Here is a 24,807-nt window from a genome sequence, read left to right on the forward strand (position 1 = left end):
TCCCGGGAGCCGAGCGGCATGATGGGCGAACCCTGAGTCACATCTGCCCCGGGAGACACAATCTTGGCCGGAGACCCCCACGCCATAGCCGTCGTCGGTGCCGGTCCCCGCGGCACCAGCGTGCTCGAGCGGCTATGCGCCTCGGCCCCAGAACTCGCGCCCCACGCGCGGCTCACCGTCCACATGGTGGATCCGTCCCCGCCCGGCGCCGGCCGAGTGTGGCGTACGGCCCAGCCGGGCGAGTTGCTGATGAACACCGTGGCCTCACAGGTCACCCTCTTCACCGACGCCAGCGTCGAATGCGAGGGGCCGGTCCGCACCGGGCCGAGCCTGCACGAGTGGGTCGCCGCCCGCGGGCTCGACCCGGCCCTCGGCCCGGACGACTACCCCAGCCGCGCGCTCTACGGCCGCTATCTGGAGTGGGTGTTCGGGGAGGTGGTGCGGGGCGCGCCGGACACGGTGACCGTCCAGGTGCACGCCGCGCGCGCCGTACGCCTCGAGGAACGCCCGGACGGCGAGCAGGTGCTGACCCTGGAGGACGGCAGCCGGCTCGACGGGCTGCGGGCGGTCGTGCTCGCCCAGGGCCATCTGCCGACGGTGGCGGACGCGGCGGAGGAACGGTTCGCCGCCCATGCCGAGCGCCACGGGCTGCGCTACTACCCGCCCGCCAACCCGGCCGACGTCGACCTGTCGCCCATCGCGCCCGGCGAGCCCGTACTGCTGCGCGGCCTGGGCCTCAACTTCTTCGACCACATGGCGCTGCTGACGGCCGGCCGCGGCGGCAGCTTCGCACCGAGCGACGGCGACAGCGAGGGCGGCAAGCTGGTGTATCGCCCCTCGGGCCGTGAGCCACGGCTGTACGCGGGCTCCCGGCGCGGCATTCCGTACCACGCGCGGGGCGACAACGCGAAGGGTGCCCACGGGCGCCACCATCCGCTGCTGCTGACGCCCGAGGTGATCAGCCACTTCCGCAAGCGCGCGGAATCCGGCGATCCGCCGGACTTCCTCACCGAGGTCTGGCCGCTGGTCGCCAAAGAGGCCGAGACGGTCTATTACGAGGCGCTGCTGGGCCACTCGGAACGGCCGGGCCGCTCGGACCGCCCGGACTCCTCGAACGTGCCGGGCCGGCAGGGGCAGCCGGGTGAATCGAGCCAGCAGAGTCGGCCGGGACGCCAGGGATCTACGGGCCCCACGAGCTTCAGGGGGCGTTTTCTGGCCACCGAGCACGGCGGGGCGGAAGAGGCGGCGGTGCTGGACGATTTCGGCGTCGCACCGGCCGACCGATGGTGCTGGGATTCGGTGGCCCATCCGCACCGGGGCCGGGACTTCACCGGGCGGGAGGACTTCCGGCGGTGGCTGTTGGGATACGCGCGCGAGGACGTGGCCCACGCCCGGCTCGGGAATGTGTCCGGCCCCGTCAAGGCGGCCCTCGACGTATTTCGTGATCTGCGCAATGAGCTGCGGCAAATCGTCGACCACGGCGGTCTGTCGGGGCTGTCCCGGCGGTCCCATCTCGATCGCTGGTACACCCCGCTCAACGCCTTTTTGTCGATCGGCCCGCCGCGCCGCCGCATCGAGGAGATGGCCGCGCTGATCGAGGCGGGGGTGCTGGACGTTCTCGGTCCGCATCTGGAGGTGACCGAAGTGACCGCCGCGGAGCCGGGTGGAACCCCCGGTTTCGGGGGGCACTCGGCGCGGGTGCCGGGCCCTGTGGTGATCGCGACGACGCTGATCGAGGCGCGGCTGCCGGAGCCCGATCTGCGGCGGACGGCGGACCCGCTGCTGGACCGGCTGCTGCGCACCGGGGGGTGCCGTCCACACCGGGTGGAGGGCTACGAGACGGGCGGTCTGGATGTCACCCCGAGCCCATATCGCCTGGTGGACGCGGAGGGGCGACCCCATCCCCGGCGCTTTGCGATCGGGGTGCCGACGGAGGGCGTGCACTGGGTGACAGCGGCGGGTGCGCGGCCCGGGGTCAACTCGGTGACCTTGTGCGACACCGATGCGGTGGCCCGTGCGGCGCTGCGCGCGGCGGAGGCAAATTTGGCGGAACTTGAACTTGCAACAAAAGATAAGGGGAACCTAACCTGACTGTCCCATTGTTTCCCGTCCCCGGAACAAGGAGCAGTCCCCATGTCCCCGTCCGCCACCCCCCAAGGTCTCGCCGATCGCCTGGACGGCACGAGACCGTATGTCCTCTCGCTCTTCCGCATAGTCGTCGGCCTGCTCTTCTTCTGCCACGGCGCCTCCTCGCTGCTGGGCTGGTTCGGCGGCCTCATGGGCACCGGCAAGACCGTCGACGCCGGCACCTGGCCCGGCTGGTACGCGGCCGTGATCCAGCTCGTCGGCGGCGGCCTGGTGCTGCTCGGCCTGGGCACCCGCAGCGCGGCGTTCATCTGCTCCGGCTCGATGGCGTACGCGTACTTCCACGAGCACCAGCCCGAGAAGCTGTGGCCCATCCAGAACGGCGGCGAGGCGGCCGCGATGTTCTGCTGGGCGTTCCTGCTCATCGTCTTCACCGGCCCCGGTCCCTGGGCCCTCGACCGCTTCCTCGGCTCGGCGCGCCAGACCGTCACCGCCCCCGAGACACACCGTCAGCCGACCGCGGTCTGAACCGTCGCCCGAGCAGTCGCCCGAGCATCTGCCTGAACGTCCGCTCCAAGCCGCAGATCACGTTATGCGGGGGTACCTCCCTTTCGTCATCGGGGAGGAAACCCCCGTGTGACGTGATTCGAACAACATCATCACCTCCTTGCCGATATCCTCACCCGTCACAGGCGTACGCTGTATGGCTGTGAAAGGCCGCATCCGCCGCTCCCCGGCGGCGACGCGGCCGGGGGGAACCGGATCGGGAGAAACGTTGTTGGAACATTTGGGGTCGCTGACCAACACCCCATGGATTTACGCGGTTGTCGGCATGTCCGTTCTCCTTGACGTGTTCCTCCCCGTCCTGCCAAGCGGTGTCCTCGTCATCACGGCGGCCACCGCCGCCGCCGGAACCACCGTGGACGCGGTGGGCGTCGTACGCGTCCAGGCGGGCGCCGCCGACTTCTCTCAGATGTTCGCCCTCATGCTGTGCGCCGCCAGCGCCTCCGTCCTCGGCGACATGGTCGCCTACCGGCTGGCCTGGCGCGGCAGCGACCGCCTCGACCGCGCCATCGCCCGCTCCCGCCGGCTGACCTCCGCCCAGGAGAAGTTGGGCACGGCGCTGGTCAAGGGCGGCGGCGCGCTGGTCGTCATAGCCCGCTTCGCGCCCGCCGGACGATCCGTCGTCAGCCTCGGCGCGGGCGCGGCGCACCGCCGGGCCAAGGAGTTCCTGCCCTGGTCGGCGGTTGCCGGACTGGCCTGGGCCGCCTACAGCGTGAGCCTGGGTTACGTGGGCGGCCAGTGGCTCGGCGCCACCTGGCTGGGCACGGCGGTCTCGGTGCTCGCGCTCTTCGCGGCCGGTGCGGGCGCGGCGTACGTGATGAAGCGCCCCGTCGACGAGGAGCAGCCGCTCCCGGCGGCGCAGCCGGCAGTGAGCGGAGCCGGACAGGCGTAGGCAGAGCCGACGTCAACCGACCCGACGCCACTCGATGCCACCCCACTCGATGTCACACGACACCGCACGACGCCGCTCGATGTCACGAGAAGACCTTGCCCCGCGGCCCCGGCCGGAAGCCCTGATCCCGCGGACCCGCTCACGGAACGCGCGAATTCCGGGTCCGGCCCGGAATTCCGGCTACCGTCCCCTCATGCGCATCCCCGTCCCTCCGGCGCCCGCATGGTGACCCGCCGAAGCCGTACCACCGCCACCCTGGTCGGCACCGTCCTGGTGCTCGCCGCCGCGATCCTCGTCGTACGGCACTTCACCACCCCCTCGGAGCCCGAGCTTCCGACCATCCCCGCGGCCGAGCGCCCGGTGGTCGAGGCGGCCGCCCGCGCCTGCCCCAAGGTGAACGTGCCACTGCTGGCCGCGCAGATCCACGCGGAGAGCGGCTGGCGGGCGGACGCGGACTCCGGGCATGCGCAGGGCATCTCGCAGTTCACCCCGGAGACCTGGGCCGAGTGGGGCCGCGACGGGGACGGCGACGGAAAGGCCGACGTCTGGGAGCCCAAGGACGCCATCCCCTCGCAGGCCCGCTATATGTGTCATCTGTACGGCATGGTGAAATCCCTGCCCGGCAACCCGACCAAGCTGGCGCTGGCCGCGTACAACGCCGGTCCGACCGCGGTCCTCAAGGCCCGCGGGATCCCGAGGATCGCCGAGACCCGTGAGTACGTGGACCGCATCCTGAACACGCTGCTCCCCCAGTACCGCGAGAGCGAGGAGAAGTACGCGGCGGAGCACTCGGCGCGCCCTTCTGCTCGCGTCTCACGCCCCTCCGATTCCGCCCCGTCCGACGCGGCCCTCAAAGCCGCCGACTCCGGCCTCTCCGGTCCGTGATCACGCGTCCGCCGCGATGAAGTCCTCGACGGCGCGTACGAGTTCGAGCGGCGACTCGTCGGCGGGGTAGTGCCCGGCACCGGGCAGTTCGACGAGTTCGGCGCGCGGATACCAGCGCAGCCAGGTCTGCCGCATCAGCTCCGCCGTCAGCGCCGGATCCTGCGCCCCGACCACCACCCGGACCGGCACCCGGGAGCCCAGGATGTCCTCGTGGAAGTCCTCCAGGGCCCAGGAGTCCAGCCAGGCCCGGAACGCCTTGGCGTCGCTGTGCTCCAGCGAGTGCCGGACCATCATGTCGAGCCAGGCGGCGGGGTGGCGGCCGCCGGTGGTGTAGTCGATGATCGCCCGCCGGCTCTCGGGGCGTTCGGCGGCGGAGGTGAACAGCTCCCACTGCTCACCCTCCATCGGCATCCCGCTCGCGGGCACGGGGGCGACCCCGACCAGCCGCCCCACCCGGTCGGGGACGGCGGCCACGACGCGCTGCGCGACGGCGCCGCCCATCGAGTGCCCGAGGAGCGAGAACCGCTGCCAGCCGAGGTGATCGGCGAGCGCGAGCAGATCGCGGCCCGCCTCGCCGGTGGTGTACTCGCCGCGGATGTCCCGCGCCTCCCCGTAGCCGCGCAGATCGGGGAGTGCGTAGGTGAAGGCCCGACGGTCGATATGCGGCATCATGGCCGCGAAGGCGGCGCGGTCCGAGAACCAGCCGTGTATGGCCACGACCCGGTGCGGCCCTTCGCCGACGAGCTCGAACGGTGGAACGAGGGGTGGAACGATCGGTCCCATGGCACCTCCGGTCCCAGTCGAAGACGGGCGCGCGGCGCGCGTGCCCGTTGCCGGACAACGGTGTCGTCAACCGGCGGCCTCGGCAAGGCCGCTGCGCATATGCGAGCGAAGCCTGACCGTGATCTGACCGGCAGCGGGGGTGGGACGCGGCTCGCCCGCTCACGTACGGCGCCGACCCGCTCACGTACGGTGCGGACATGGGCGCGTACGGTGCGGACCTGGGCGCGGACGGCTACGACCGCGCCGTGCGGCGGCAGCCGCGTATCGAATGGCCCTTCTCCCCCTCCCTTCTCCCCCTCCCTTCTCCCGCCCCTTCCCCCGTGACCGCGCGTACCATAAGACGCGGGTCACAGCTCCCCCAGCAGGCGCTGGAGGTACCACTCGGAGCACCGATGAACCGCCGCCGAAGCACCCCGCACGAATCCGCCGAAGAGGCGCTGCGTTCCCTGGGGCGGCTGACCGCTCAGATCCTCGAGCGGATCAAGCTGCAGCAGGCGCGGGTGGAGCTGGCCGTGGCCCTGCAGCGGCAGATGCTGCCCGCCGAACTGCCCGCGCTCCCCGGTCTGCGGGCCGCGGCCCGCTACACACCCTCGCGGGACGGGCTGGACGTCGGCGGCGACTGGTACGACGCCTTCCCGCTGCCCGGCACCACCTCGGTCGGCTTCGCCATCGGCGACGTCCAGGGCCATGACGTGGAGGCGGCGGCCTTCATGGGCCAGGTCCGCACGGGGCTGCGCGCCGTCTGCACCACCACCTGCGACCCGGGCGAGGTGCTGCGCGGGGTCAACGAACTGCTCATCTCGATGGGCAGCGATCTGTTCACCACCTGCTCCTTCGTCCGCTTCGACCCGGTCGCGGGCGAGCTTGCCTGCTCCCGAGCGGGCCATGTCCCGGCCATACAGGCCTCGGCCGACTCCCCGCCCGAGATCGTCTGGGACCCCGGGGGCCTGCCGCTGGGGATCCAGAGCGGCGAGACCTATCCGGTGACCCGGCACCCGCTGACGCGGACGGGAGCCTTCGTGCTGATCACGGACGGGGTGGTGGAAGGGCCGTCCTTCCCGATCGACCGGGGGCTGGCCGAGGTGTCGCGGCTGGTCGGCGCGGGCTATGACGCGGACGCGGAGGAGCTGGCCGCGCGGGTGAGCGAGGTCGCCGACCGGACCGGCCACTGCGACGACGCGGCCGTACTCGTGCTCCGCCACGACGGCGTACGGCCGTAAGCGCTCAGCCTGCTCGGCGCACCCGGCGTGCCGCCGTACATCCGACGGCGCCCCGGTTCCTCCGTGCGGCGGACGCCGCGCCGCGGCTCTGCGTGTCACCCGCACCGAACTGCGACGACGTTGTCTGATGGCCGCTGTGGCAGGCGATGACTGGATCCGGCGATACGGTGCCACGGGCCTGCGGATCGTCGCCGTCACGGCGGCCTACTACGTCGCGGCCCGGATCGGGCTGCTGCAGGAGCTGGTGCGCGGGCAGGTCACCCCGCTCTGGCCGCCCACCGGTATCGCCCTGGCCTGTCTGCTCCTGCTCGGCCTGCGCACCTGGCCGGGCATCACGCTGGGCGCCCTCCTGGTCAACGCGCCGATCGGCCCGACGGCCCCCGCGGTCGTCGCGATCGTGGCGGGCAACACCCTGTCCCCGGTGTGCTCGTATCTGCTGCTGCGGCACATGGGGTTCCATACGGAGCTGAACCGGCTGCGGGACGCGCTGTCGCTGGTCTTCCTCGGCGCGCTGGCCGGCATGCTGATCAGCTCCACGGTGGGCACCGGTGTGCTCGTCCTGGAGGGCGCGCTCCCGGTCGAGGCCTTCTGGCCGACCTGGTCGGTGTGGTGGACGGGGGACGCGATGGGGGTCCTGGTGGTCACACCGCTGCTGCTGGTGCTGAGCAGGGCCCGGCTGCCGCGTGGCGTGCACCCCTACCGGTGGGCCGAGGCGGGGCTGCTGTTGGTGGTCACCACGGCCGTCGCGCTGTTCGCCACGCACTCGGTCGGCAGCCTGCTCTTCCTCGTCTTCCCCTTTCTGATCTGGGCCGCGCTGCGCTTCCAGCTCGCGGGGGCCGCGCCGTGCTCGCTCATCGTGTCGGTGTGCGCGATCCAGGCGACGGCGGCGGGGGTCGGCCCGTTCGCGGGACATACGCTGCTGGCGCGGATGGTCATCCTGCAGGCGTTCAACGGCTCCACCACGCTGACCGCGCTGCTGCTGTCGGCCATCATCGCCGAGCGGAACCGTACCCGCCAGCAGATCGAGCTGATCTGCACCCAGCTCGCCGAGGTGGTGGTCCGGCTGGCGCCGGGTGACGTACTACGGCAGTGGCCGCCGCCGCGCCACGGCGAGCGGCCGCCGGACTCCCCGTAGCGGTCAGCTCTTCGGCCCCCGGCTCTCTTCGGCCCCGGCCCTCTTCGACTCCCGTGCCTACTTCGGCTCCCGCGCCTACTTCAGCTCGCGCCAGTGAGTCGAGCTGCTGCCGTGCATATTGAATTCCTGGGCGAGGCCGGTCTGGTGGAGCCCTTGCATCTGCTTGCCGGTGACGGTGACGCCCGCGATATCGAAGGACGTATTGTCATCCCAGTTGTATCGGTCCCAGACGTTCACCTGGTAGTCGAGGGACACCTTGGGCTTCCCGCCGTGCGGTCCGGGCTCCACACTCACGACTCCCGAATGGTTCACCATTGCGTGGCCGACGGCGAAATTCCAGTCACGGTCGCCCTGCTCGTACCCCTGCGCCTTCGTCTCCACCGGAATGGCCACCGGCCGGCCGCCCGACTTCTCGAACGCCTTCAGGGCCTTTTCCCGCCACTCGTCCTCATACTTGGAGAGGTTCTCCGTGGCGGCCTTCCGGAATCCCTCGTCCTCGTCCCACATGCGGTTGATATCCAGATCCAGCGGCTTTCCGGACCCTCCGAGGTAGTGGGCCAACGCGCGGGCCCCCTGGTCGTAGCCCGCCAGCCGGCCGCCCTTCGCCATGGCCTTCGCCTCGAGCTGGAACAGATAGTCCTTGTAGCCAGGATCGCGCGAGTGGAACTTCCCGGATCCCACATCCGCTGGCTTCCACTTGTACTGCGGGTCCGTGATCCCGGCCGCCACCAGCCCCAGCGCGTCGGCCTCCCAGACCCGGCCGCGCTGTTCCGGGCTGAGACCGTCCCAAATCTTGCGCAGTTCGGCACGCTGCTCGGGGTTCACCCCCTGGCCCAGCGCGGCGAGGTCGATGGCCCGGTCGATCTGGGCGTCCTTCAGCGAGTGGTATTGGGCATGGCCCGCGTTGTACGGGTCGCCGCCGTGGCTCTTGGCCAGCGCGCCCTTGACGATGCCGTCGACCTCGACGGCCCGGGCGAGCTGCCGGTTGACGCGGTTGGCGTACGCCTCCTGAGTGTCCAACTGCGCTTGCGTCCGTACCCCGTCGTCCCCCGGCGTATGGGGGTAGAGAAAGCGCACGGTGCCGTCGAAATTGTCGGAGAGCCGGAGCCCGTCGTCCTGCGCCTGCGCGACGATCGACTTGACGCCGGCCTGAATCTCGGTCAGCTGTGAGTGCGCGTCGTCGAGGACGCTCCAGATGCTGCTGGCTTCTTTGTGCAGATCCGCGAACTCCTTCGCGGTCTTGCCGACGAATTCACGTGTGACGTCCGCGTTGAGTCCGGCCCACCGCGCCCCCTCCGACTTCTTCTGCAGGCCCGAACGCGCATCATTCATCAGCCTCTTCAAGCCATCGACGGCGCACTTCCAGTCCGTGACCGCAGTGCCGAGCTTCCCCAGATCAACGCCGATGAGATCCGCGTAGGTGAGAGCCCCCATCGTCTTTCCCCCGCCGTTTCCGCTACTTCACCATCTTGGATATCTCAGAAACACTCACGGCCGACCCGTCCCGGTTGCGCAACGAGGCCGCGATCTGCGCGTCGTCGTTCCCGTGCGCCTTCTTCGAGTAGTCCAGGTGATTGGAGATATGGGCGCACATCTGGAGCACGGTCTTCACCTGGGAACTCCAGACGGACACCGTGGTGCTCAGCGCGCTGCCCATGGTGAAGTTGTGGTCGCTCAGCGCCTTGGCCGCCTGCATGGACGACCCCACGCCCTGCTTGTTGGCCCCGGCCCCGGCGATATCGGCGACCTTCTGCAACTCTCCGTGCAGGACGAATGCCTCATGGCCGACGGCGCCCAAGTCGTCCTGGTGCACGACCAGATCGGAGCCCCCGCCGCCGCTCGTGGCCGACGCGCCTCCGCCGCCACCGCCCTCCGCGGGAAGCTGGTTGAGCCGGGTATGGGCGCTCTGCTGCCCGGCCGCGTCCGCCTTGAGTTGAGACCACTCGCTGTCGAATGACATTCCCCGTTACCTCCTGTAGAGGACATCCGCGCATCCGGTGCCGCGCCCGTTCCTCCCCTGGCCACACCGCACCACAGCGCAGATCAAAACGCATGGTAGCTGAATCGGATGACATCACTCCGGCTACGGCCGGACAAGCGCCTCCCCGGGCCGGGGGCGCCGGGTCCTAGACCTTGGGCCCCGGCCCGTCGTACACGCCGTCCGGCCCCGGCTGCCGGAAGTCGTAGTGCGTCACCGAACTGCTGCCGCGCATATCGAAGTCCTCGGCCAGCCCCGCTTCCTGCAGTTTGGCCAGGTCCGGGTCGGGGGGATCCGTGAGGTTGAGCTCGCTCTCGTTATGGCTGTATCGATCCCAGACATTCACCTGATAGTCGAGGTAATACTCGGGCTTCCCATATTCGTTGAGCTTCGCCGTCATCGCGCCGGAGACGTTGAACGTTGCGGTGCCGACGGCGTCGCGCCAGTCCTGGTCGCCAAAACCGAAATACTTGCCCTTCGTTTCCACCGGAACGGTGACGGTCTGCGCCCCGGACTTCTCCAGCTCCTTGCGCGCCTGTTCCGCCCACTTTTCCTGATGGTCGACGATGGCCCACTCGACATCTTCGTACATGGGTTTGTCGTCGCGCAGCATGCTGTCGACGTCCAAATCCACAGGGGTTCCCGTGTTCGAGAGGTAGTGCTCCAGATTCTGGCCACCGCGGCTGAGACCGTTCAGTTTGTCCCACGCCACCTTGCTTTTTGCCTCGAACAGGGTCCAGCGATCGCCTGCCGTCGGATCTCTCCATGCCCACCCCGGGTCACCCTTGACCGTGGATTTCCACTTGTACTTCGGGGAGATGACCCCGGCATCCATCAGCTTTACCCTGTCGGCATCCCACAGTTGGCCGCGCAGCTCCGGGCTGAGCACGTCCCAGAGCTTCCGCAGCTCGGCCCGCTGCTCGGGGTTCACGTCCTTGCCGAGCGAGGCGAGCGCCATCGCCCGGTCGAGCGCGACGTCGTCGAGCGAGTCGTACTGCGTGTGCCCGGCGTCGTAGGGGTCGCCGCCGTGCATCTTGGCCAGCGCGCCCTTGACCAGGCCGTCGATCTGGATGGCCCTGGCCATCTTCGCGTTGACGCGGCGGTTGTACTCGTGCTGGACGTCCCGGTCGTGCTGGTCGGGGTCCATCTCAAACGGGTAGACGAACTTGACGGTGCCGTCCCAGTTGTCGGTGACCTGAAGCTTGACTTCTTTCGCCTGCTCGACGATCGACTTGATATTGGACTGGATCTCGGTGAGCTGAGAATGCGCGTCGTCGAGGACGCTCCAGACGGCGTTGGCTTCTTGGTGCAGATCCGCGAGCTCTTTAGCCGCCTTCTTGACAAATTCACGCGTGACATCCGCGTTGAGCCCGACCCACCGAGCCCCCTCCGACTTCTTCAACAAGCCGGAACTCGCGTCCTCCATCAGCTTTTTCAAACCGTCAACAGCCGACTTCCAGTCCGCGACCGCACCACCGAGCTTCCCCAGGTCGATTTCGACCATGTCGTGGTAATTGAGACCGTCCAGATAGCTGGAACCGCTCATGGCCTTTCCCCCGTCACTCCATCAGCTTGGCGATCGCAGACTAGCCGAACCGGATGATCTTGTTCCGGGCCCTGGAACGAGGGAAGAACGGGACATTACAGAGCCAATCCGCCGCGACGACAGACATATGCGCAGGTGAATGCGCGGCGCCGGATACTCGCTGAACTTCTCCTGAACTCACCCGGGGCAAACTTCACCGAGAGTTCAGCGGCTCGACCGTCCTACTGCCGCCCCCGCCACCGCCCCCGCGGCGAGACGGACCCGTGGAACACGCAACCCCGACCGAGCCGAGGACGTCCCCAGGAGTGCCCCAACGCAACCCCGCAAAGGACACCCGTACGAGATGACCACAACGGCCGCGCGCTACCTCTACCTCACCCGCCACGGCGAGGCCTCACCCGACGAGACCGAGCTGACGGCGAACGGGCGCCGCCAGGCCGTACTGCTCGGCGAGCGGCTGCGCGGCCACCCCATATCCGCCATCCATCACAGCCCGCTCCCCCGCGCCGCCCAGACCGCCCACCTGATCGCCGAGCAGCTCACCGAACGCCCCGAGGCTCAGGAGGCCCCCGAAGTCCCCCTCCACCCCTCCGAACCGGCCGGGGACTACCTCCCGTACGTCCCCGACCGGAGCGAACTACCCGCGGACACCGCCGACGCCCTCCTCGGCTTCCTCGCCCAATTCCCCCCGGAAGCGCGCGACCACGGCCCGGCACTCGCCCGCGAGGCCCAGGCCCTCTTCACCGGCCCGGTGCCCGGCGACGAGCCGCGCCACGAACTGGTCGTCACCCACAACTTCCTCATCGGCTGGCTCGTCCGCGCCGCCCTGGACGCCCCCGACTGGCGCTGGCTCGGCCTCAACCACGCCAACGCGGCCCTGACGGTCATCCGCTACGCCCCCGGTCGGCTCTCCTCCGTCCTCTTCTACAACGACATGTCCCACCTCCCCGCCGACCTGTGCTGGACCGGCTTCCCACTCGAACTGCGCGTGTGAAGTGACCAATGGTCAGCCAGCGGTGGGACCCGAGACCGTGATGAGGACCGGCTCGGTCGCTCCCGCCGCCCGTAGCGCGTCGATCACGATCTCGGTGGCCCCGACGGCGGCGTCCAGGGACCCTCGACCGTGAGACCGCTTCCCTCGCCGAGACCACCGTGAACTCCACGGCGCCGTCGGGGTCGGCGAGGGCGAACCAGTCCGCCGCGCCGGCCAGATGGGGCAGGCTGTCGGGGGCGAGGCGGAGCGGCGCCCGTGCGTGCAGACCGGTCAGGCGGAACGCGCCCATGCGGCGCAGCGCGTCGCCGAGCACCGTCCCCGCTCAGACTTCCGCCACCGCGTCGATCTCGACGAGCACGCCCTCGCGCACGAGCTGCGCCACCACGGTGGTCCTGGCGGGCAGCGGCGAACTGTCCGCGAAGAACTCCCGGTACACGCGGTTGAACTCCGGAAAGTTCTTCCTGTCGCTCAGATAGCAGGTGCACTTGACGATGCGGTCCTTACCGCTGCCCGCCGCCTCGAACACGGCGACGAGGTTGCTCAGCACCTGCGTTGCCTGCGCGGCGAAATCGGCCGGCATCTCGTTCGTGGCGGGGTCCAGTGGCCCCTGGCCGGAGGTGAAGACCAGACCGCCGGACACGATGGCCTGGGACAGGGGCGGCTCGGTGCCGTCGGAGAAGCGCACGAACGGCGCCCTGTCGGTGTGAACGCCTTTGATCATGCGGGCATTCTGCACCGCGGGCCATGGCGTGTCATCGCGCAGTGGGACCGTCCCGGCGCTGATGTCAGGCGTGGATGTCAGGCGTGGATGTCAGGCGCGCTGCCCGGTACGACGCTCGTAGTCGGCGAAGCCGTCCTCGATCGTCGGCAGCACCATCTCCACGCGGAAGTAGGGCACGCTCCACAGCGGGCTGTCGCGAAGGCCTTCAAACAGGTCGGACCACGCGGTCAGATCGTCGGTCGTCGCCACCAGCACATCGGACGGAGCGGCCGCCCAAGCCTCGGCGTCGAACCAGCGGACCTGAACGGCGGAGTGCTTCTCCAGCAGCGGCTGCACATGATCAGCGATGATCCGCTGACGCTCGGGCCGCCCCAGGGCAAGCCATGCAGGCAGGGCCGTCAGGTGGACGAATATGGTGAACCGTGGCTGTGGCTGCGCGTCGCTCATACGCATCATTGTGGATCAGTAGCTGATCGTCCGGATGATCATTCGGCAAAGACCCCGCTGCCACCACTCGCGCGCCGAAGCGGGCCGGGGGCTCCGGGCGGACCCAGGCGGTCTTGCCGCGGTAGGCCACCGCTCCGCACACTGCCGGGTACGTGCGGGAGGGGGCAAGTTGACAGCGCGACGACGGCGCACATGGTCATCACGGCGGTTGAAGGCACGGGTACGCCGCTGGGCGTGGGGCGCCGGCGCCGTGGTGCTGCTCGGGTTGGCCCTGATGTGGAAGACAGTGTGGCCGTACGTCGTCGGGGTGGCTCTCGCGACGCTGCTCGGCGGGGTCGTTTGGTGGCTGCTGAGGGCCCACCGAAGCGCCGTATCCGGCGACCGCGCCTGGCAGGCCGCGGAGGAACGCAAGGCGCGGGAAGTGGCCATGTCCGATGTCGACGCGATGACCTGGCAGCGGTTCGAGCAGTACGTCGCGCAGCTGTGCCGCCGCGACGGCTGCACCCAGGTCGTGGTCTCCGGCAAGACCGGCGACTTGGGCGCCGATGTCGTCGGGCTGATGCCGGACGGGCGGCGGCTGGTGATCCAGTGCAAGCACTACGCGCCCCACCGCACCGTGGGCAGCGGTGAGATGCAGAAGTTCCTCGGCACGGCAAGGGCCGAACACGGCGCCGACATCGCCGTATACGTCGCCACCTGCAACTTCACGGCGGCAGCCGGGAAGCTGGCCATGAAGCACCAGATCTTCGCCATGCACCGGGACCTGCTCGGGGCATGGGTCCGAGGCTCCACCCTGGAGTCGCTGCTCCCCCTCAACGGGACAGGAGGCGGACCACCACGCGGACGCCGCCCCGCCCGCTAGCCGGTGGCTGTGGCCGGGCACCGCATTGATCGCGACACCTGGGACACCGCGGTATCGGCGCCCGACTGGCGGCCGGACGCCGATACCCGTCAGATCGGGTCAGATCAGGTCAGACCGGCGGCGTAGCGACCTGACCAAGATGCCGGGCGAAGAACCGGACCGCGCTGTCGACCTCGAACCTGGGCAGCTCCTTATGCCTGCCCACGTTGGCGTGCAGCGTCTTCTCCTTCGAGGCGAAGGCGTCGAACAATGCGAGACCGGATTGGCGCGGGATGTGCTCGTCGTCCCACTGGAGCACGTACTCGATCGGAATGGTGACCCGCCTCGCCGCCTCAGCCAGACAATCGGGCCAGTGGAGACCCAACACCGCGGCGACAATCCTGGCCTCGACCGCGGCCAACGGCACCCCGATCGCGGTGCCCATATTCAGACCGAAGTAACCGACCGGCCCTTCGTCGCCGATCTCCGGCAGCTCCTGAAGGGCGTCCAGGGTCACCCGCCACTCCGGCACAGCACGCTCCGCCAGGTGAGCGTTGTAACGGACGACGATCGGGCCAACCGGCTCACCCGCCGCCATCGCCTGCCGCAGCGCGGCGATCTCCCGTTCGTCCACCTCCGTACGCGGCCGGCCGCCGTGACCGGGCGCATCGATGGTGGCGACGTTGGACGCCACCCATCGAGGTGCTGAAGGCGGCGCTGGATGCGGGGCAGCGCCGCCCCTCAGGGGTCACCGTACGAATTGGGCACCCATGTAGCCCGGAGTTACGCCCCGTTGAGAAGCGGCCCCCTCAATCCGAGCAGATCGAGGGGCCGAAACAGACTCTCACCTACGGTCAATCACTGTGGGCGCAGACGGGTTCGAACCGCCGACATCTGCCTTGTAAGGGCAGCGCTCTACCGCTGAGCTATGCGCCCGGGATGAGGTGCCAGCCTACCCTGTCCGCGCCGCACCGCCGCAATCCAGGAGAGGGAGGGAAAGAACGGGCCTGATCGCGAACCATCCGTCATGCCTGTTCGTCAGTGACGAGTGGGAGAATGACAGCCGGGCCTGGGGCGATCCATGTGGGAGAGGGAAGTGGCGGCGACATCCGCGCAGTCTGCACGTCCAGTACGTCGTCCGCGTCCAGAGCATGGTCCGGGTCCGGTGCGTCGCCTGGGGGCGGGGTGGCGGGGGCTGGGGCGGCGGGTGGTCGAGGGGGTTGTGGGGGGTGTGGCGCTGGTGGTGGCGCCGTTGCCGTTGCTGATCGCGGTGGTGCCGGTCACGTTCGCGGGGGGCGGGGCGCGGCGGTGGTTCGGGGGGCGCGGGGAAGGGCAGCGGGCGCAGGCGCAGACCGCGAAGGACGAGGCCGCGGCGGCGTTCTACGAGCTGGACACCGCGCAGCGCGATCTGCGGATCTCGATCGAGACGATCACCGCGGTCGACGACTCCCCGGCCGCCCGGCGGGCAAGGGCCGACTTCGAGGCGCTCGGCCAGCGGATCGACCAGGTCAGCCGGGACTACATCACCGCCGTGGACGCCCATGACCTGGACCGCGACGACCTGGACGCGCAGGCCGCCTCGCGCGCCCGCGCCGATCTGGTCCGGGCCAAGGACGAGCTGCGGCGCACCAAGGAGGACCTCGACCGCTTCGCGCAGGGGCTCGGCCCGCTGCTGGAGCAGGCCGAGACCCAGCTGGCGCGGCTGGCGCCCGCCGTGGAGCGGGCCCGGCAGGCGCTGCGCGCGGCGAGCGACGCGCTGGATGCCGTACGGGGGTCCGGGCTGCGGGCCGACGATCTGGCGGCGCGGCTGGCCGCGCTGGCGCCCGAGCTGACCAAGCTCAACGAGGGGGCGGGCCGGCATGGTGTGCAGGAGACCATCCGGCGCGCGGACGATGTGCTGCGCCGGGCGGAGGCGGTGCGCGGCGAGGCGGAGCGGCTGCCGGAGCGGGCCGCGGAGATCGACCGGCGGCTGGTGTCGCTGCGTACCCGTGCACAGGCGATCACCACGCGTACGGAGGGCGTCGCGCCCGTGCTGAGCGAGTTGCGGCGGCGCTACAGCGCGGCCTGCTGGCAGGATCTGCAAACCGTCCCGGAGCAGGCCGAGGGCGACGTCGCGCGGGCCGAGGCGAAGCTCAAGGAGGCGCAGGAGGCGCGCGACGAGCAGCGCTGGGCCGATGCCACCGCCCTGCTCGCGACCGTCCGGGCGCTGCTGAACACCACGGACGAGGCGGTGTCCGCGGCCGGCGACCGGCTGCGGCGGCTCGACGAGGTGTCGTACGACCGGAACAAGGAAGTCGAGCGCACGCGCTTCGCCATCCGCGACGCGCAGCGCCTGGCCATGGCCGGGCGCGACACCCCCGACCTGCGCCACGCCCGGCCATTGGACGGTGCGGTGGAGCGGCTGGACCGGGCGATCGCCGGGCTGGAGGGGCGGCACCCCGACTGGTGGCACTTCCTGTCCGAGACGGAGGCCGTGCGGCAGACCGCCGCCCACGTGGTGCAGGAGATCCGCGAGGAGCGTGGCGGCGCGCACTGAGGGTGAGACCCACCGGCCGAGGCCGGTGGGGCGCGTTCCGTGTCCCCCTGCGCCACGCCCACGTGCTGGCCTGCGGTTTTGCGTGCTTTGCGCGCTGTTGGTCCGCCTCTCTCCTGGCTATGCTGCCCCTATGCCTCGCTACGAATACCGATGCCGCGCCTGCGGGACCACCTTCGAGCTGAACCGGCCCATGGCCGAGTCCTCGGCGCCCGCGTCCTGCCCCGACGGGCACGACGACACGGTGAAGCTGCTCTCGACGGTCGCCGTCACCGGCGCCGCCTCCTCCGCCCCGGCGCGCTCCCAGGCCTCCGGTGGCGGTGGCGGCGGATGCTGTGGGGGCGGCTGCTGTGGGTGAGGCTGCGCGCGGTCGTGCTTGAGCCCGGCCCGGTTGAGCCGGGCCGGTTGGGGGCGGATCCTGGGAGGTACGTACGCAGGTACGGCCTCGACCGCGCAGCACCGCGAGGCCGGGGTCTCCGCGAGCGGCAGGGGTAAAACCCATCAGCCCGAAGGAGGCCGGACATGGCTACTGGTCGCCCCTCCCCCATCGGTCCCCACCCAGCGGGGATCGGACGCCAGTTCCCGGAGCGGATCGGCGTCCGCATCAAACTCGACGAGCATCTGCCGGTCGACCACCGGCTCAGCCAGGTCTACCGCATCGGTGCGGGCCTGATGGGTCTGGTCCTGATCGCCTTCGGCATCCTGGGCCTGATCCACCAGATCGGTTTCTTTGACACCGGCGGTGCCACCGTTGCCGGTCTGAACACCAATGGCGCGCTGAGCGTGCTGTCCATCGTCATCGGCGCACTGCTGGTCGTCGGCATGGTCATCGGCGGCAACTTCGCCTCGACCCTCAACATCGTGCTGGGCGTTCTCTTCCTGCTGAGCGGTTTCGTCAATCTCGCCCTGATAAGGACGCCGTTCGATTTCCTGGCCTTCCGCCTCCAGAACGTGCTGTTCAGCTTTGTGGTCGGCCTGATGCTGATGTGGTTCGGCATGTACGGGCGGGTCAGCGGCGGGTTGCCGCACGACAATCCGTACTGGCAGGCCCGACACCCCCTACTCGCCGAACGTGAGGCGCGTGCCCGGGAGCTCCAGGCCGGTCGTGGCGCTCAGGCAACGGAGCAGCCGAGCGCTACGCCGCCCGGTAAATGGGGCAAGCTCGATCAGCCCCCTGGCGCGTCCGCAGCCTCGCGGTCCGAAGAGCGGCATCAAGAAGGGCGACAGCAAGAAGAGCGACAGCAAGGAGGGCGACAGCAGGGAGGCCGGCACGCCCGGCGGCTGCTGCGGCGGCGCAGGTTCAGCGGCGGCGGGCCAGGGTCAGCCCATCCGCGACCGTCAGCATGACCGACTCCATCCGGACGTCGGCGGCCACATGCTCGTTGAACGCCTTGATCGCCGCGCCCGAGCCCGTGGCCCCCGGGTCGACGACGGAGCCGTGGAAGAACACGTTGTCCGCGACGATCAGCCCGCCCGGGCTCATCCGCTCCACCAGCTCCTCCCAGTACGCGATGTAGTTGCCCTTGTCCGCGTCGAGATAGGCCAGATCGATATGCGGCTCGGCCGGCATCGCCCGCAGCGTGTCCAGCGCGGGCGCGATCCGCAGGTCGATACGGTCCGCTACCCCGGCCTTGGCCCAGGCGTCCCGGCCGTACGCCGTCCACTCCTCCGAGATGTCGCAGGCGATCAGCTTGCCGTCGGCGGGCAGTGCCTGCGCCATCGACAGGGCGGAGAATCCGGTGAAGGTGCCGACCTCGACGATGTGCCGGGCGCCGGTCAGCCGCACCAGGAACGCCAGCAGCGGGCCCTGCTCCTCGGCGGACTGCATACCCGCGTACCCGGGCAGCTGGGCATGCGTGACCTCGACGAGCTCGCGCTGGACCGGGTCGAGCGGCGGGTTGTGCCCCAGCATGTAGCCGTACAGCTCATCCGTCACCGGCGTGCTCTTGCTCTCGGCCAACATGGCCCCCTTCAACTTCCCAGATAACGCAGTACAGCCAGTACGCGGCGACTGTAACCCGAACTAGCCGGGAGTTCGAGCTTGTCGAAGATCGCATTGATGTGCTTCTCGACGGCGCTGCGCGAGACATGCAGCCGCTCCGCGATGGCCGTGTTGGCGTGGCCCTGCGCCATCGCGCCCAGGACGTCCCGCTCGCGCGGGGTGAGCCGGCTGAGCGGGTCGGTGTGGGTGCTGCGGGCCAGCAGTCTGCGGACCACCTCGGGGTCGAAGGCGGCCCGGCCCGCCGCGACCCGCTCCAGCGCGTCCAGGAACTCGTCGACCTCCACCACCCGGTCCTTGAGCAGATAGCCGACCCCCGCGCCGCCGTCCTCGGAGGTGAGCAGTTCGGTCGCGTACCGCTTCTCCACGTACTGCGACAGCACCAGCACACCGATGCCGGGGTGGCGCCGCCGGATCTCCAGCGCCGCCCGCAGCCCCTCGTCGCTGTGCGTCGGCGGCATCCGTACGTCGACCACCACCGCGTCCACGTCCGGGTGGAGCCCCACCGCCTCGACCAGCGCCGCGCCGTCGCCCACCGCCGCCACCACCTCGTGGCCCTCCTCGGCGAGCAGCCGCACCAGGCCCTCGCGCAGCAGCGTCGAGTCATCGGCCAGGATCACGCGCATGGCAGCTCCGGCAGCTCCGGCAGCTCCGCGCTGACCGTCGTGGGTCCGCCGGGCGGGCTGACCACCCGCAGCCGGCCGTCCAGCGCCGCCACCCGCCGGGCCAGGCCCAGCAGCCCGCCGCCCGCCGGGTCCGCGCCACCCCTGCCGTCGTCGGTGACCCGTACCAGCAGCCCGCCCAAGGACCCCACCTCCGTCTCCCGCCCGGTCAGCGCCACCGTGATCCGCTCCGCGCCCGAGTGCTTGATCGCGTTGGTCACCGCCTCGGCGACCACGAAGTACGCCACTGTACGAACCGCCTCCCCCGGCTCCGCCGTCAGCCCGTACTCCAGCCGCACCGGGATGGCCGACCGCTCGGCGACCGCCTCCAGCGCCGCCCGCAGCCCGGCCTCGTCCAGCGCCGTGGGGTAGACCCGCCACGCCACCTCGCGCAGATCGGTCAGCGCGGCCCGGCTCTCCTCGTGGGCCTGGACCAGCAGGGCGCGCGCCTTGTCGGGGTCCTGGCTGCGGCGGGCCCGGCCGAGCAGCATGCCGAGGGCGACGATCCGCTGCTGCACCCCGTCGTGCAGATCGCGCTCGATACGGCGGCGCTCGTCGTGCACCGCGTCCACCACCCCGGCGCGGCTGGTGGACAGCTCGTCGATCCGGCGGCGCAGTGCCTCGCGGTGGCTGGGGCCGAGGAAGTGGCGGGCCAACTGCCCCTCCAGGAGCGCGACGCCGACGATGCCCTGGAGGGCGAGGAACAGCAGGAAGAGCCCGCCGATCGCGGAGCTGGTGATCGTGATCCACTCGCCGTCGCGCATGATGAACCAGCCCCACAGCAGCAGGCTGCCGTACGCCGTGCCGGCCACCACGGCCAGCAGCACCAGCCCGCCCAGCAACCCCAGCGACCAGCGCGCCGCCACATACTGGCGGGCGCCGCGGTCGTCGTAGTCGGCCGCGATGTCATGGCCCAGGAAGCGGGCCAGCCGGCGGCGCTCGGCCTCCGTCAGCCGCCGCGCCCCGGCCGTCACCGCGCCCAGCACACACCGCCGGGCCGCCGGCCATCCGCCCGGCCAGGTCCGTACGCACAGCAGGGCCAGACCCGCCACCGCGACACACACCAGCTCCACGACGGCAGTGCCCGCGCCGGTCAGCAGCCCGCCCGCCAGGCGCAGCCCGCGCCGTGGCCAGCTCCCCAACGTCCCCCTTGTGCCCATGGACGGCAACGCTAGCGGCGCGCATCGGCCCGCACACTGAGGATTTCCGCAGGTTGTGGGTGCGGTGCGCGACCGCGGGGCCGGGTGGGCGCCCTCATGGTCCCCAGGCGGCCGCCTTTCTAGCGTCGTACGGCATGAGCGACCGGATCACCGACTGGGCCACTGGCCTGATGGACACCTTGGGCGCGCCCGGCGCGGGCGCCGCCATCGCCCTCGAAAACCTCTTCCCGCCCCTGCCCAGCGAGGTGATCCTGCCACTGGCGGGATTCGCCGCCGCGCAGGGCGATATGAACCTGTACGCCGCGCTGCTGTGGACCACGGCCGGCTCGGTGATCGGGGCGCTCGCCCTGTACTGGGTGGGCGGGCTGCTCGGCCGGGACCGTACGGTCGCGATCGCCGCGCGGCTGCCGCTGGTGAAGGTGGCGGACATCGAGCGCACGGAGCAGTGGTTCGCCCGGCACGGCACGAAGGCCATCTTCTTCGGGCGCATGGTGCCGATCTTCCGCAGCCTCATCTCCGTACCCGCCGGGATCGAGCGGATGCCGGTGCCCGGCTTCCTCGCCCTGACCACGCTCGGGAGCCTGATCTGGAACACGGTGTTCGTGCTGGCCGGATACGCGCTGGGGGACAACTGGCACGAGGTGACGGACTACGTGTCGGTGTACTCGAAGGTGGTGGCGGGCGCGGCGGCGCTGGGGGTGGTGGCGTTCGTGGGTGTACGGATCTTCCGGCCGGGGCGGGGGCAGCGGCGGGGTTAGCGACAGGGGCGAACGGGTTGCGGGGTATGAGGGTACGGGGGTACCGGGGTACGGGGGTACGGGGCTAAGGAGTTACGGCACCCTCGGCGTCCGCCACCCCGGCCCGCGCCGCGAACGCTCGCAGGATCTCCTCCCCCGCCGCCACGCCCCGCTCCTCCAACGCGATCACCTGCGGCGCCGTCCAGCCCTCGTCGGCGAGTTCGCCGTGGCCCGGCCGCCAGGCGCGGTCGGCGGCCAGGAGGAGGTCGGCGTCCAGGAGGGAGTCCCCGGCGCCCAGCACCTCGCGCGCCCCCGTACGGCGCGCGATCTCGGCGACCGCCGCGCTCTTGGTGAGCGGCTTCGGCACGGCGTAGATCTTGCGGCCCTGCAGCGAGACCGTCCAGCCGCGCTCCTCGGCCCAGGCGGTCAGCTCCTTGACGTATCCCTCGGGCAGCAGGGCCCGTTCGACGACCAGGTAGGCGAACAGGTCCTCGGCCACCCGCTCCTTGAGCAGCCAGGCCGGGTCCGCGGTACGGATGAGATGGGCGCGGACCTCCTCCAGCGGCGCACACGCCGCGGCGAGGCGGGCGCGTACGGACGCCTGCCAGTCCGGGTCGGACTCGCCGTCGACCAGCAGATGCCCGCCGTTCGCGCAGATCGCGAAGCGGGGGGCGGGGCCGGGCAGGCGGACGCGGCCGTACTGCTCGCGGGTGCGCGTGGTGGTCGGTACGAAGACGGCGCCGCGGGCCAGCTCCGTGAGCAGCCCGGCCGCGGTCTCCGTCATGTACGACAGCGGCTGGTGGCCGTACACCTCGACGCAGAGCAGGCGGGGCGCCTCGGCGTCCGGCATACGGAGGTCGAGGGCGGCCGCGGAGTAGATCAGCGTGCGGTCGAGGTCGCTCGCGATCAGCAGGGGCGGCGGCTGCTCATGGCTGGTCATCAGGTCGTTCAGCGCCGTGTCGCTCGTCATCAGGCCGTCACCGCCTTGCCGTCCGCGCCCGTCGCGCCGCGCGTATAGCGGGGGTGGATCAGTCCGACGCACGAGTACGGCAGACCGTCCACCTCCTCCACCGGCACCCCGCGCTGCTCGGCCAGCAGCCGCACATGGGCCAGGTCCGCGCCGGCGTCGCGCGAGGCGAGGATCTTCCACGGGACGCGGCGCAGCAGCACCCGCGTCGTCTCGCCCACGCCCGGCTTGACGAGGTTCACGTCGTGGATCCCGTACTCCTCGCTGATCCGCTCGACGGCCGCCCATCCCTCCCAGGTCGGGCTGCGGTCGGCGGCCGCGAGCTCCTTCACGTCGGCGGCGACCTGGTCCGCGACCTCGTCGAAGCGGGCCTCGACGGTGTCCAGGAAGAGTCCCGAGACATCGGCGTCGGCCAGCTCCCGGTAGAACTTCCCACCGTGGAAGTCGTCGGGCCCGACCAGGTCGGCGCGGAGCACGGTGCGCGATATCAGCCCGGAGACGGTCGAGTTGAGGCAGGCGGAGGGGATGAGGAAGTCATCGCGCGTGCCGTACGTCTCGACGCAGCGGCCGGGGTCGGCGAGTACGGCGATCCGCGGATCGAAGCCGGGGTACGGCCGTACGGCCTCGGCCAGTTCGCGGGTGATCGCGCCCTTGCCGGTCCAGCCGTCGATGAACACCACGTCGGCCGGGTCGTGACGGTCCGCCAGCCAGCGCAGCGCCGTGGTGTCGATACCGCGGCCACGCACGATGGAGATGGCGTAGTGCGGCAGGTCGAGACCGTGTGCGTGGCGCGCCCAGCGGCGCATCAGCACACCGACGGGGGTGCCGGCCCGGGCCAGCGACACCAGGACGGGGCGCGGTGAACGCTCGGCGAGCACGGTTTCGGTGACCGCGCCGACCGCGCGCGCCATACGCGCCGCGGAGGTGGTCAGCGCGGCCCGGAACAGCGCCTGGTACTCCTCGGTGGGCTGGTACTCGACGGGCAGCGACTCGGCGTAGTGCGCGCCGCCGCTCTGGATCGCCTCCTCGCGCTCCTCGGTGGGCGCCTCGAGCGTGACGTCGGAGAAGTCCTGCAGCAGCCAGCCGACCTCGTCGGGGGCGTACGAGGAGAACGCGGGGCCGCGCAGCGGCTCCGGCAGCGGCGGTTGTGACATGGGGGGCGCCTGTCGCTCGGGGGCGTTGGTGTTGGTGCTCGGCGTGTAGGACGGTACGACGGCCAGCAGGAGGCAGTCGGTATGCGCGGCGAGGTGGGCCAACAGCCCGTCCGGGGCGTGCAGTTCGGGGGTGTCGGCCGACGAGTCGACGACGGCGACGATCGCGTCGAAGCGGCGGGTGGGGTCGCCACCGGGGGCGACGTTGTAGGCGTAGCGCTCGCCGGGCCCGTCGGCGGGCGCGTCGTGCGCGGGGAAGGCGAGACGGGTACGGATCGCGTAGCCGGGGTCGTCGACTGCCAGCACGGGCGAGCGCGTGGTGGTCGAGTACCGCACCTCGACCCCGCCGGACCCGGTGTCCGATCCCGTGTCCTGACCAGTGCCCAGCGCGGTTTCCAGCGCTTCGGCGATCCTCAGCGGCGCGTACATCAGCTCCTCGAAGCCGAGGACGAGCACCCGCCGCGCCCCGCCGCCCAGTGCCTCGGCGATACGGGCCGCCATCCCCGGAAGCGCGGCCTCCAGCCGCTCCCGGTGGGCAGGCGTGAAGCCGTGCCGCCCACCGTCGGGCAGCCCCTGCGGCCAGCCGAGCTCGACACGGACCGCCCCCGTAGGCCCGGCGTGGCCGACGAGCCCGGCTTCGGCCGCGGGCGCCTCGCCGGGGCGCGCCCCCGGCGCCGGGTCGGACGCGGACGCCACCCCCGCCCCCGGCCGGGCCGTGGGGCCGTCGGCCCCAAGCCTCGCCGGGGCCGGCTCGTGCTCCGCCACCAGCCGCTGCCCACGCTCCAGGACCCCCGCGGGGAGCCGGACCGTGCCCGTCGCCGACGCGATCAGGTCCACCCGCGCGCCGAGGTCGGCCGCGAAGGCGTCGAGGTGGGCACGGTCCTCGGAGGAGCGCATGTCGACCAGGGCCACCACCACGTACCGCTCGCGCGGGAAGCCCCGGTGGAGGGCGGCGATGGTGTTGAGCACCGTCCGGCCGGTCGAGAACTCGTCGTCGACGAGGACCAGCGGGCCGTCCGTGGCCAGCAGGGCGGGGTCCTCGGGGAGGAGGAGGTGGGATGTGGCGTGGCTGTGCTCCTCCTCGAAGCCGCCCACCGGGGCGACCCCGGCGACCGGGCGGCGGGTGGAGTGGAGGTAGGGGGCGAGGCCCAGGCCGTCCGCGACGCTGTGGCCCAGGCCCGTCGCGGTCTCCGCGTAGCCGAGCACGACCGCGCGCGCCGCGGCCTCGTCGCCCAGCAGCTCGCGGACCCGGCGGCCGAGCCGTACGCCCGCGCCGTGGACGGCGCGCGGGCGCTGCGGCACATGCTTGCCGAGCACGTTGGACACCAGCAGATGCGCGCGCTTGGGGTTGCGCCGCAGCGCGAGCCCCAGCAGTTCGCGCAGTTCATCGCCGCCTTCGAGCCCGACTCCCAGCCGGTCCGCGACCCACTGCCCCGACCACATCACGTCGTACGCCCCATCAGCCCGCTCAGCCCCATCAACCCTGTCCGCTCCATCAGGCACCCGG

23 protein-coding genes, 1 tRNA gene and 1 pseudogene are annotated in these 24,807 nt (G+C 71.0%); 12 read left to right on the forward strand and 13 right to left on the reverse strand.

Annotated elements, in window-relative coordinates; translation table 11 throughout:
* The first annotated feature begins 63 nt into the window (after positions 1-63).
* The 4 genes from ACH4U7_RS38645 to ACH4U7_RS38660 all read left to right on the forward strand — a co-directional run bounded on the left by ACH4U7_RS38645 (position 64) and on the right by ACH4U7_RS38660 (position 4,426).
* The gene (locus ACH4U7_RS38645) at positions 64-2,091 is read left to right on the forward strand and encodes an FAD/NAD(P)-binding protein (protein WP_398532450.1); all 2,028 of its coding nucleotides are present in this window, start codon (positions 64-66) and stop codon (positions 2,089-2,091) included.
* Between the two features lie 42 nt (positions 2,092-2,133).
* On the forward strand, positions 2,134-2,613 hold the full coding sequence (locus ACH4U7_RS38650; RefSeq protein ID WP_385625284.1) for a DoxX family protein: 480 nt from the start codon (positions 2,134-2,136) through the stop codon (positions 2,611-2,613).
* A gap of 247 nt (positions 2,614-2,860) precedes the next feature.
* Complete coding sequence (locus ACH4U7_RS38655; protein ID WP_398532451.1) at positions 2,861-3,541, forward strand: DedA family protein; 681 nt, start codon at positions 2,861-2,863, stop codon at positions 3,539-3,541.
* Positions 3,542-3,763: 222 nt separating this feature from the next.
* Positions 3,764-4,426 (forward strand): lytic transglycosylase domain-containing protein, encoded by a 663-nt coding sequence (locus ACH4U7_RS38660; protein ID WP_398532452.1) that lies wholly within the window; start codon positions 3,764-3,766, stop codon positions 4,424-4,426.
* Here ACH4U7_RS38660 and ACH4U7_RS38665 read toward each other — a convergent pair whose 3' ends face one another.
* A complete protein-coding gene (locus ACH4U7_RS38665; RefSeq protein WP_398532453.1) occupies positions 4,427-5,209 on the reverse strand; it encodes an alpha/beta fold hydrolase in 783 nt (260 codons plus the stop codon).
* 392 nt (positions 5,210-5,601) lie between these two features.
* Here ACH4U7_RS38665 and ACH4U7_RS38670 point away from each other — a divergent pair, with 392 nt between their 5' ends.
* Positions 5,602-6,429: a PP2C family protein-serine/threonine phosphatase gene (locus ACH4U7_RS38670; protein WP_398532454.1), complete on the forward strand. Its 828-nt coding sequence runs from the start codon at positions 5,602-5,604 to the stop codon at positions 6,427-6,429.
* 127 nt (positions 6,430-6,556) lie between these two features.
* Positions 6,557-7,564 (forward strand): MASE1 domain-containing protein, encoded by a 1,008-nt coding sequence (locus ACH4U7_RS38675; RefSeq protein ID WP_398532455.1) that lies wholly within the window; start codon positions 6,557-6,559, stop codon positions 7,562-7,564.
* 75 nt (positions 7,565-7,639) lie between these two features.
* Here ACH4U7_RS38675 and ACH4U7_RS38680 read toward each other — a convergent pair whose 3' ends face one another.
* The 3 genes from ACH4U7_RS38680 to ACH4U7_RS38690 all read right to left on the reverse strand — a co-directional run bounded on the left by ACH4U7_RS38680 (position 7,640) and on the right by ACH4U7_RS38690 (position 11,088).
* The gene (locus ACH4U7_RS38680) at positions 7,640-8,896 is read right to left on the reverse strand and encodes a hypothetical protein (protein WP_398532457.1); all 1,257 of its coding nucleotides are present in this window, start codon (positions 8,894-8,896) and stop codon (positions 7,640-7,642) included.
* Positions 8,897-9,020: 124 nt separating this feature from the next.
* The gene (locus ACH4U7_RS38685; RefSeq protein WP_398532458.1) at positions 9,021-9,524 is read right to left on the reverse strand and encodes a hypothetical protein; all 504 of its coding nucleotides are present in this window, start codon (positions 9,522-9,524) and stop codon (positions 9,021-9,023) included.
* 166 nt (positions 9,525-9,690) lie between these two features.
* The gene (locus tag ACH4U7_RS38690) at positions 9,691-11,088 is read right to left on the reverse strand and encodes a hypothetical protein (RefSeq protein ID WP_398532459.1); all 1,398 of its coding nucleotides are present in this window, start codon (positions 11,086-11,088) and stop codon (positions 9,691-9,693) included.
* Positions 11,089-11,431: 343 nt separating this feature from the next.
* Here ACH4U7_RS38690 and ACH4U7_RS38695 point away from each other — a divergent pair, with 343 nt between their 5' ends.
* The gene (locus ACH4U7_RS38695) at positions 11,432-12,082 is read left to right on the forward strand and encodes a histidine phosphatase family protein (protein ID WP_398532460.1); all 651 of its coding nucleotides are present in this window, start codon (positions 11,432-11,434) and stop codon (positions 12,080-12,082) included.
* A gap of 322 nt (positions 12,083-12,404) precedes the next feature.
* On the opposite strand, the gene ACH4U7_RS38700 is transcribed toward ACH4U7_RS38695, so the two are convergent.
* Both ACH4U7_RS38700 and ACH4U7_RS38705 read right to left on the reverse strand, forming a co-directional pair.
* Positions 12,405-12,803, reverse strand: a complete 399-nt coding sequence (locus ACH4U7_RS38700; protein ID WP_398532461.1) for a RidA family protein — start codon at positions 12,801-12,803, stop codon at positions 12,405-12,407.
* Between the two features lie 90 nt (positions 12,804-12,893).
* Entirely contained in the window at positions 12,894-13,250 is a 357-nt protein-coding gene (locus tag ACH4U7_RS38705; RefSeq protein ID WP_398532462.1) for a darcynin family protein, read from the reverse strand.
* Positions 13,251-13,419: 169 nt separating this feature from the next.
* Between ACH4U7_RS38705 and ACH4U7_RS38710 the strand changes: the two genes are divergently transcribed.
* Positions 13,420-14,112 carry a restriction endonuclease gene (locus ACH4U7_RS38710; RefSeq protein WP_398532463.1) on the forward strand — a complete coding sequence of 231 codons (693 nt, stop codon included), beginning with the start codon at positions 13,420-13,422 and terminating at the stop codon, positions 14,110-14,112.
* Positions 14,113-14,221: 109 nt separating this feature from the next.
* Here ACH4U7_RS38710 and ACH4U7_RS38715 read toward each other — a convergent pair.
* Both ACH4U7_RS38715 and ACH4U7_RS38720 read right to left on the reverse strand, forming a co-directional pair.
* Positions 14,222-14,776 (reverse strand): annotated as a pseudogene (locus ACH4U7_RS38715) (alpha/beta hydrolase); the annotation flags it as partial.
* Between the two features lie 179 nt (positions 14,777-14,955).
* Positions 14,956-15,027 (reverse strand) — tRNA-Val (locus tag ACH4U7_RS38720).
* A 145-nt stretch (positions 15,028-15,172) separates the two neighbouring features.
* Here ACH4U7_RS38720 and ACH4U7_RS38725 point away from each other — a divergent pair.
* From ACH4U7_RS38725 to ACH4U7_RS38735, 3 genes are all read left to right on the forward strand, one after another.
* Positions 15,173-16,627: a hypothetical protein gene (locus ACH4U7_RS38725; protein ID WP_398532464.1), complete on the forward strand. Its 1,455-nt coding sequence runs from the start codon at positions 15,173-15,175 to the stop codon at positions 16,625-16,627.
* A gap of 130 nt (positions 16,628-16,757) precedes the next feature.
* Positions 16,758-16,982 carry a zinc ribbon domain-containing protein gene (locus ACH4U7_RS38730; protein WP_385625321.1) on the forward strand — a complete coding sequence of 75 codons (225 nt, stop codon included), beginning with the start codon at positions 16,758-16,760 and terminating at the stop codon, positions 16,980-16,982.
* A 164-nt stretch (positions 16,983-17,146) separates the two neighbouring features.
* Positions 17,147-17,971, forward strand: a complete 825-nt coding sequence (locus tag ACH4U7_RS38735) for a DUF4383 domain-containing protein (protein WP_398532465.1) — start codon at positions 17,147-17,149, stop codon at positions 17,969-17,971.
* Here ACH4U7_RS38735 and ACH4U7_RS38740 read toward each other — a convergent pair.
* Genes ACH4U7_RS38740 through ACH4U7_RS38750 form a run of 3 tightly spaced genes read right to left on the reverse strand, consistent with a single transcriptional unit; the run spans position 17,925 to position 20,445 of the window.
* Positions 17,925-18,587 (reverse strand): O-methyltransferase, encoded by a 663-nt coding sequence (locus ACH4U7_RS38740; protein WP_398532466.1) that lies wholly within the window; start codon positions 18,585-18,587, stop codon positions 17,925-17,927. The genes ACH4U7_RS38735 and ACH4U7_RS38740 overlap by 47 nt on opposite strands.
* An 8-nt stretch (positions 18,588-18,595) precedes the next feature.
* A complete protein-coding gene (locus tag ACH4U7_RS38745) occupies positions 18,596-19,249 on the reverse strand; it encodes a response regulator transcription factor (RefSeq protein ID WP_179285055.1) in 654 nt (217 codons plus the stop codon).
* Positions 19,240-20,445 (reverse strand): sensor histidine kinase, encoded by a 1,206-nt coding sequence (locus ACH4U7_RS38750; protein ID WP_398532467.1) that lies wholly within the window; start codon positions 20,443-20,445, stop codon positions 19,240-19,242. The genes ACH4U7_RS38745 and ACH4U7_RS38750 overlap by 10 nt, the downstream gene beginning before the upstream one ends.
* Before the next feature lie 134 nt (positions 20,446-20,579).
* Here ACH4U7_RS38750 and ACH4U7_RS38755 point away from each other — a divergent pair, with 134 nt between their 5' ends.
* Entirely contained in the window at positions 20,580-21,203 is a 624-nt protein-coding gene (locus ACH4U7_RS38755) for a DedA family protein (protein ID WP_398532468.1), read from the forward strand.
* 64 nt (positions 21,204-21,267) lie between these two features.
* Here ACH4U7_RS38755 and ACH4U7_RS38760 read toward each other — a convergent pair whose 3' ends face one another.
* Positions 21,268-22,122 carry an HAD family hydrolase gene (locus ACH4U7_RS38760; RefSeq protein ID WP_398532658.1) on the reverse strand — a complete coding sequence of 285 codons (855 nt, stop codon included), beginning with the start codon at positions 22,120-22,122 and terminating at the stop codon, positions 21,268-21,270.
* A gap of 29 nt (positions 22,123-22,151) precedes the next feature.
* The gene (locus tag ACH4U7_RS38765) at positions 22,152-24,743 is read right to left on the reverse strand and encodes a phosphoribosyltransferase (RefSeq protein ID WP_398532659.1); all 2,592 of its coding nucleotides are present in this window, start codon (positions 24,741-24,743) and stop codon (positions 22,152-22,154) included.
* Positions 24,744-24,807: the final 64 nt, after the last annotated feature.

The sequence above is a fragment of the Streptomyces sp. NPDC020845 genome, from assembly GCF_044334165.1.
Taxonomy (GTDB): Bacteria; Actinomycetota; Actinomycetes; order Streptomycetales; family Streptomycetaceae; genus Streptomyces.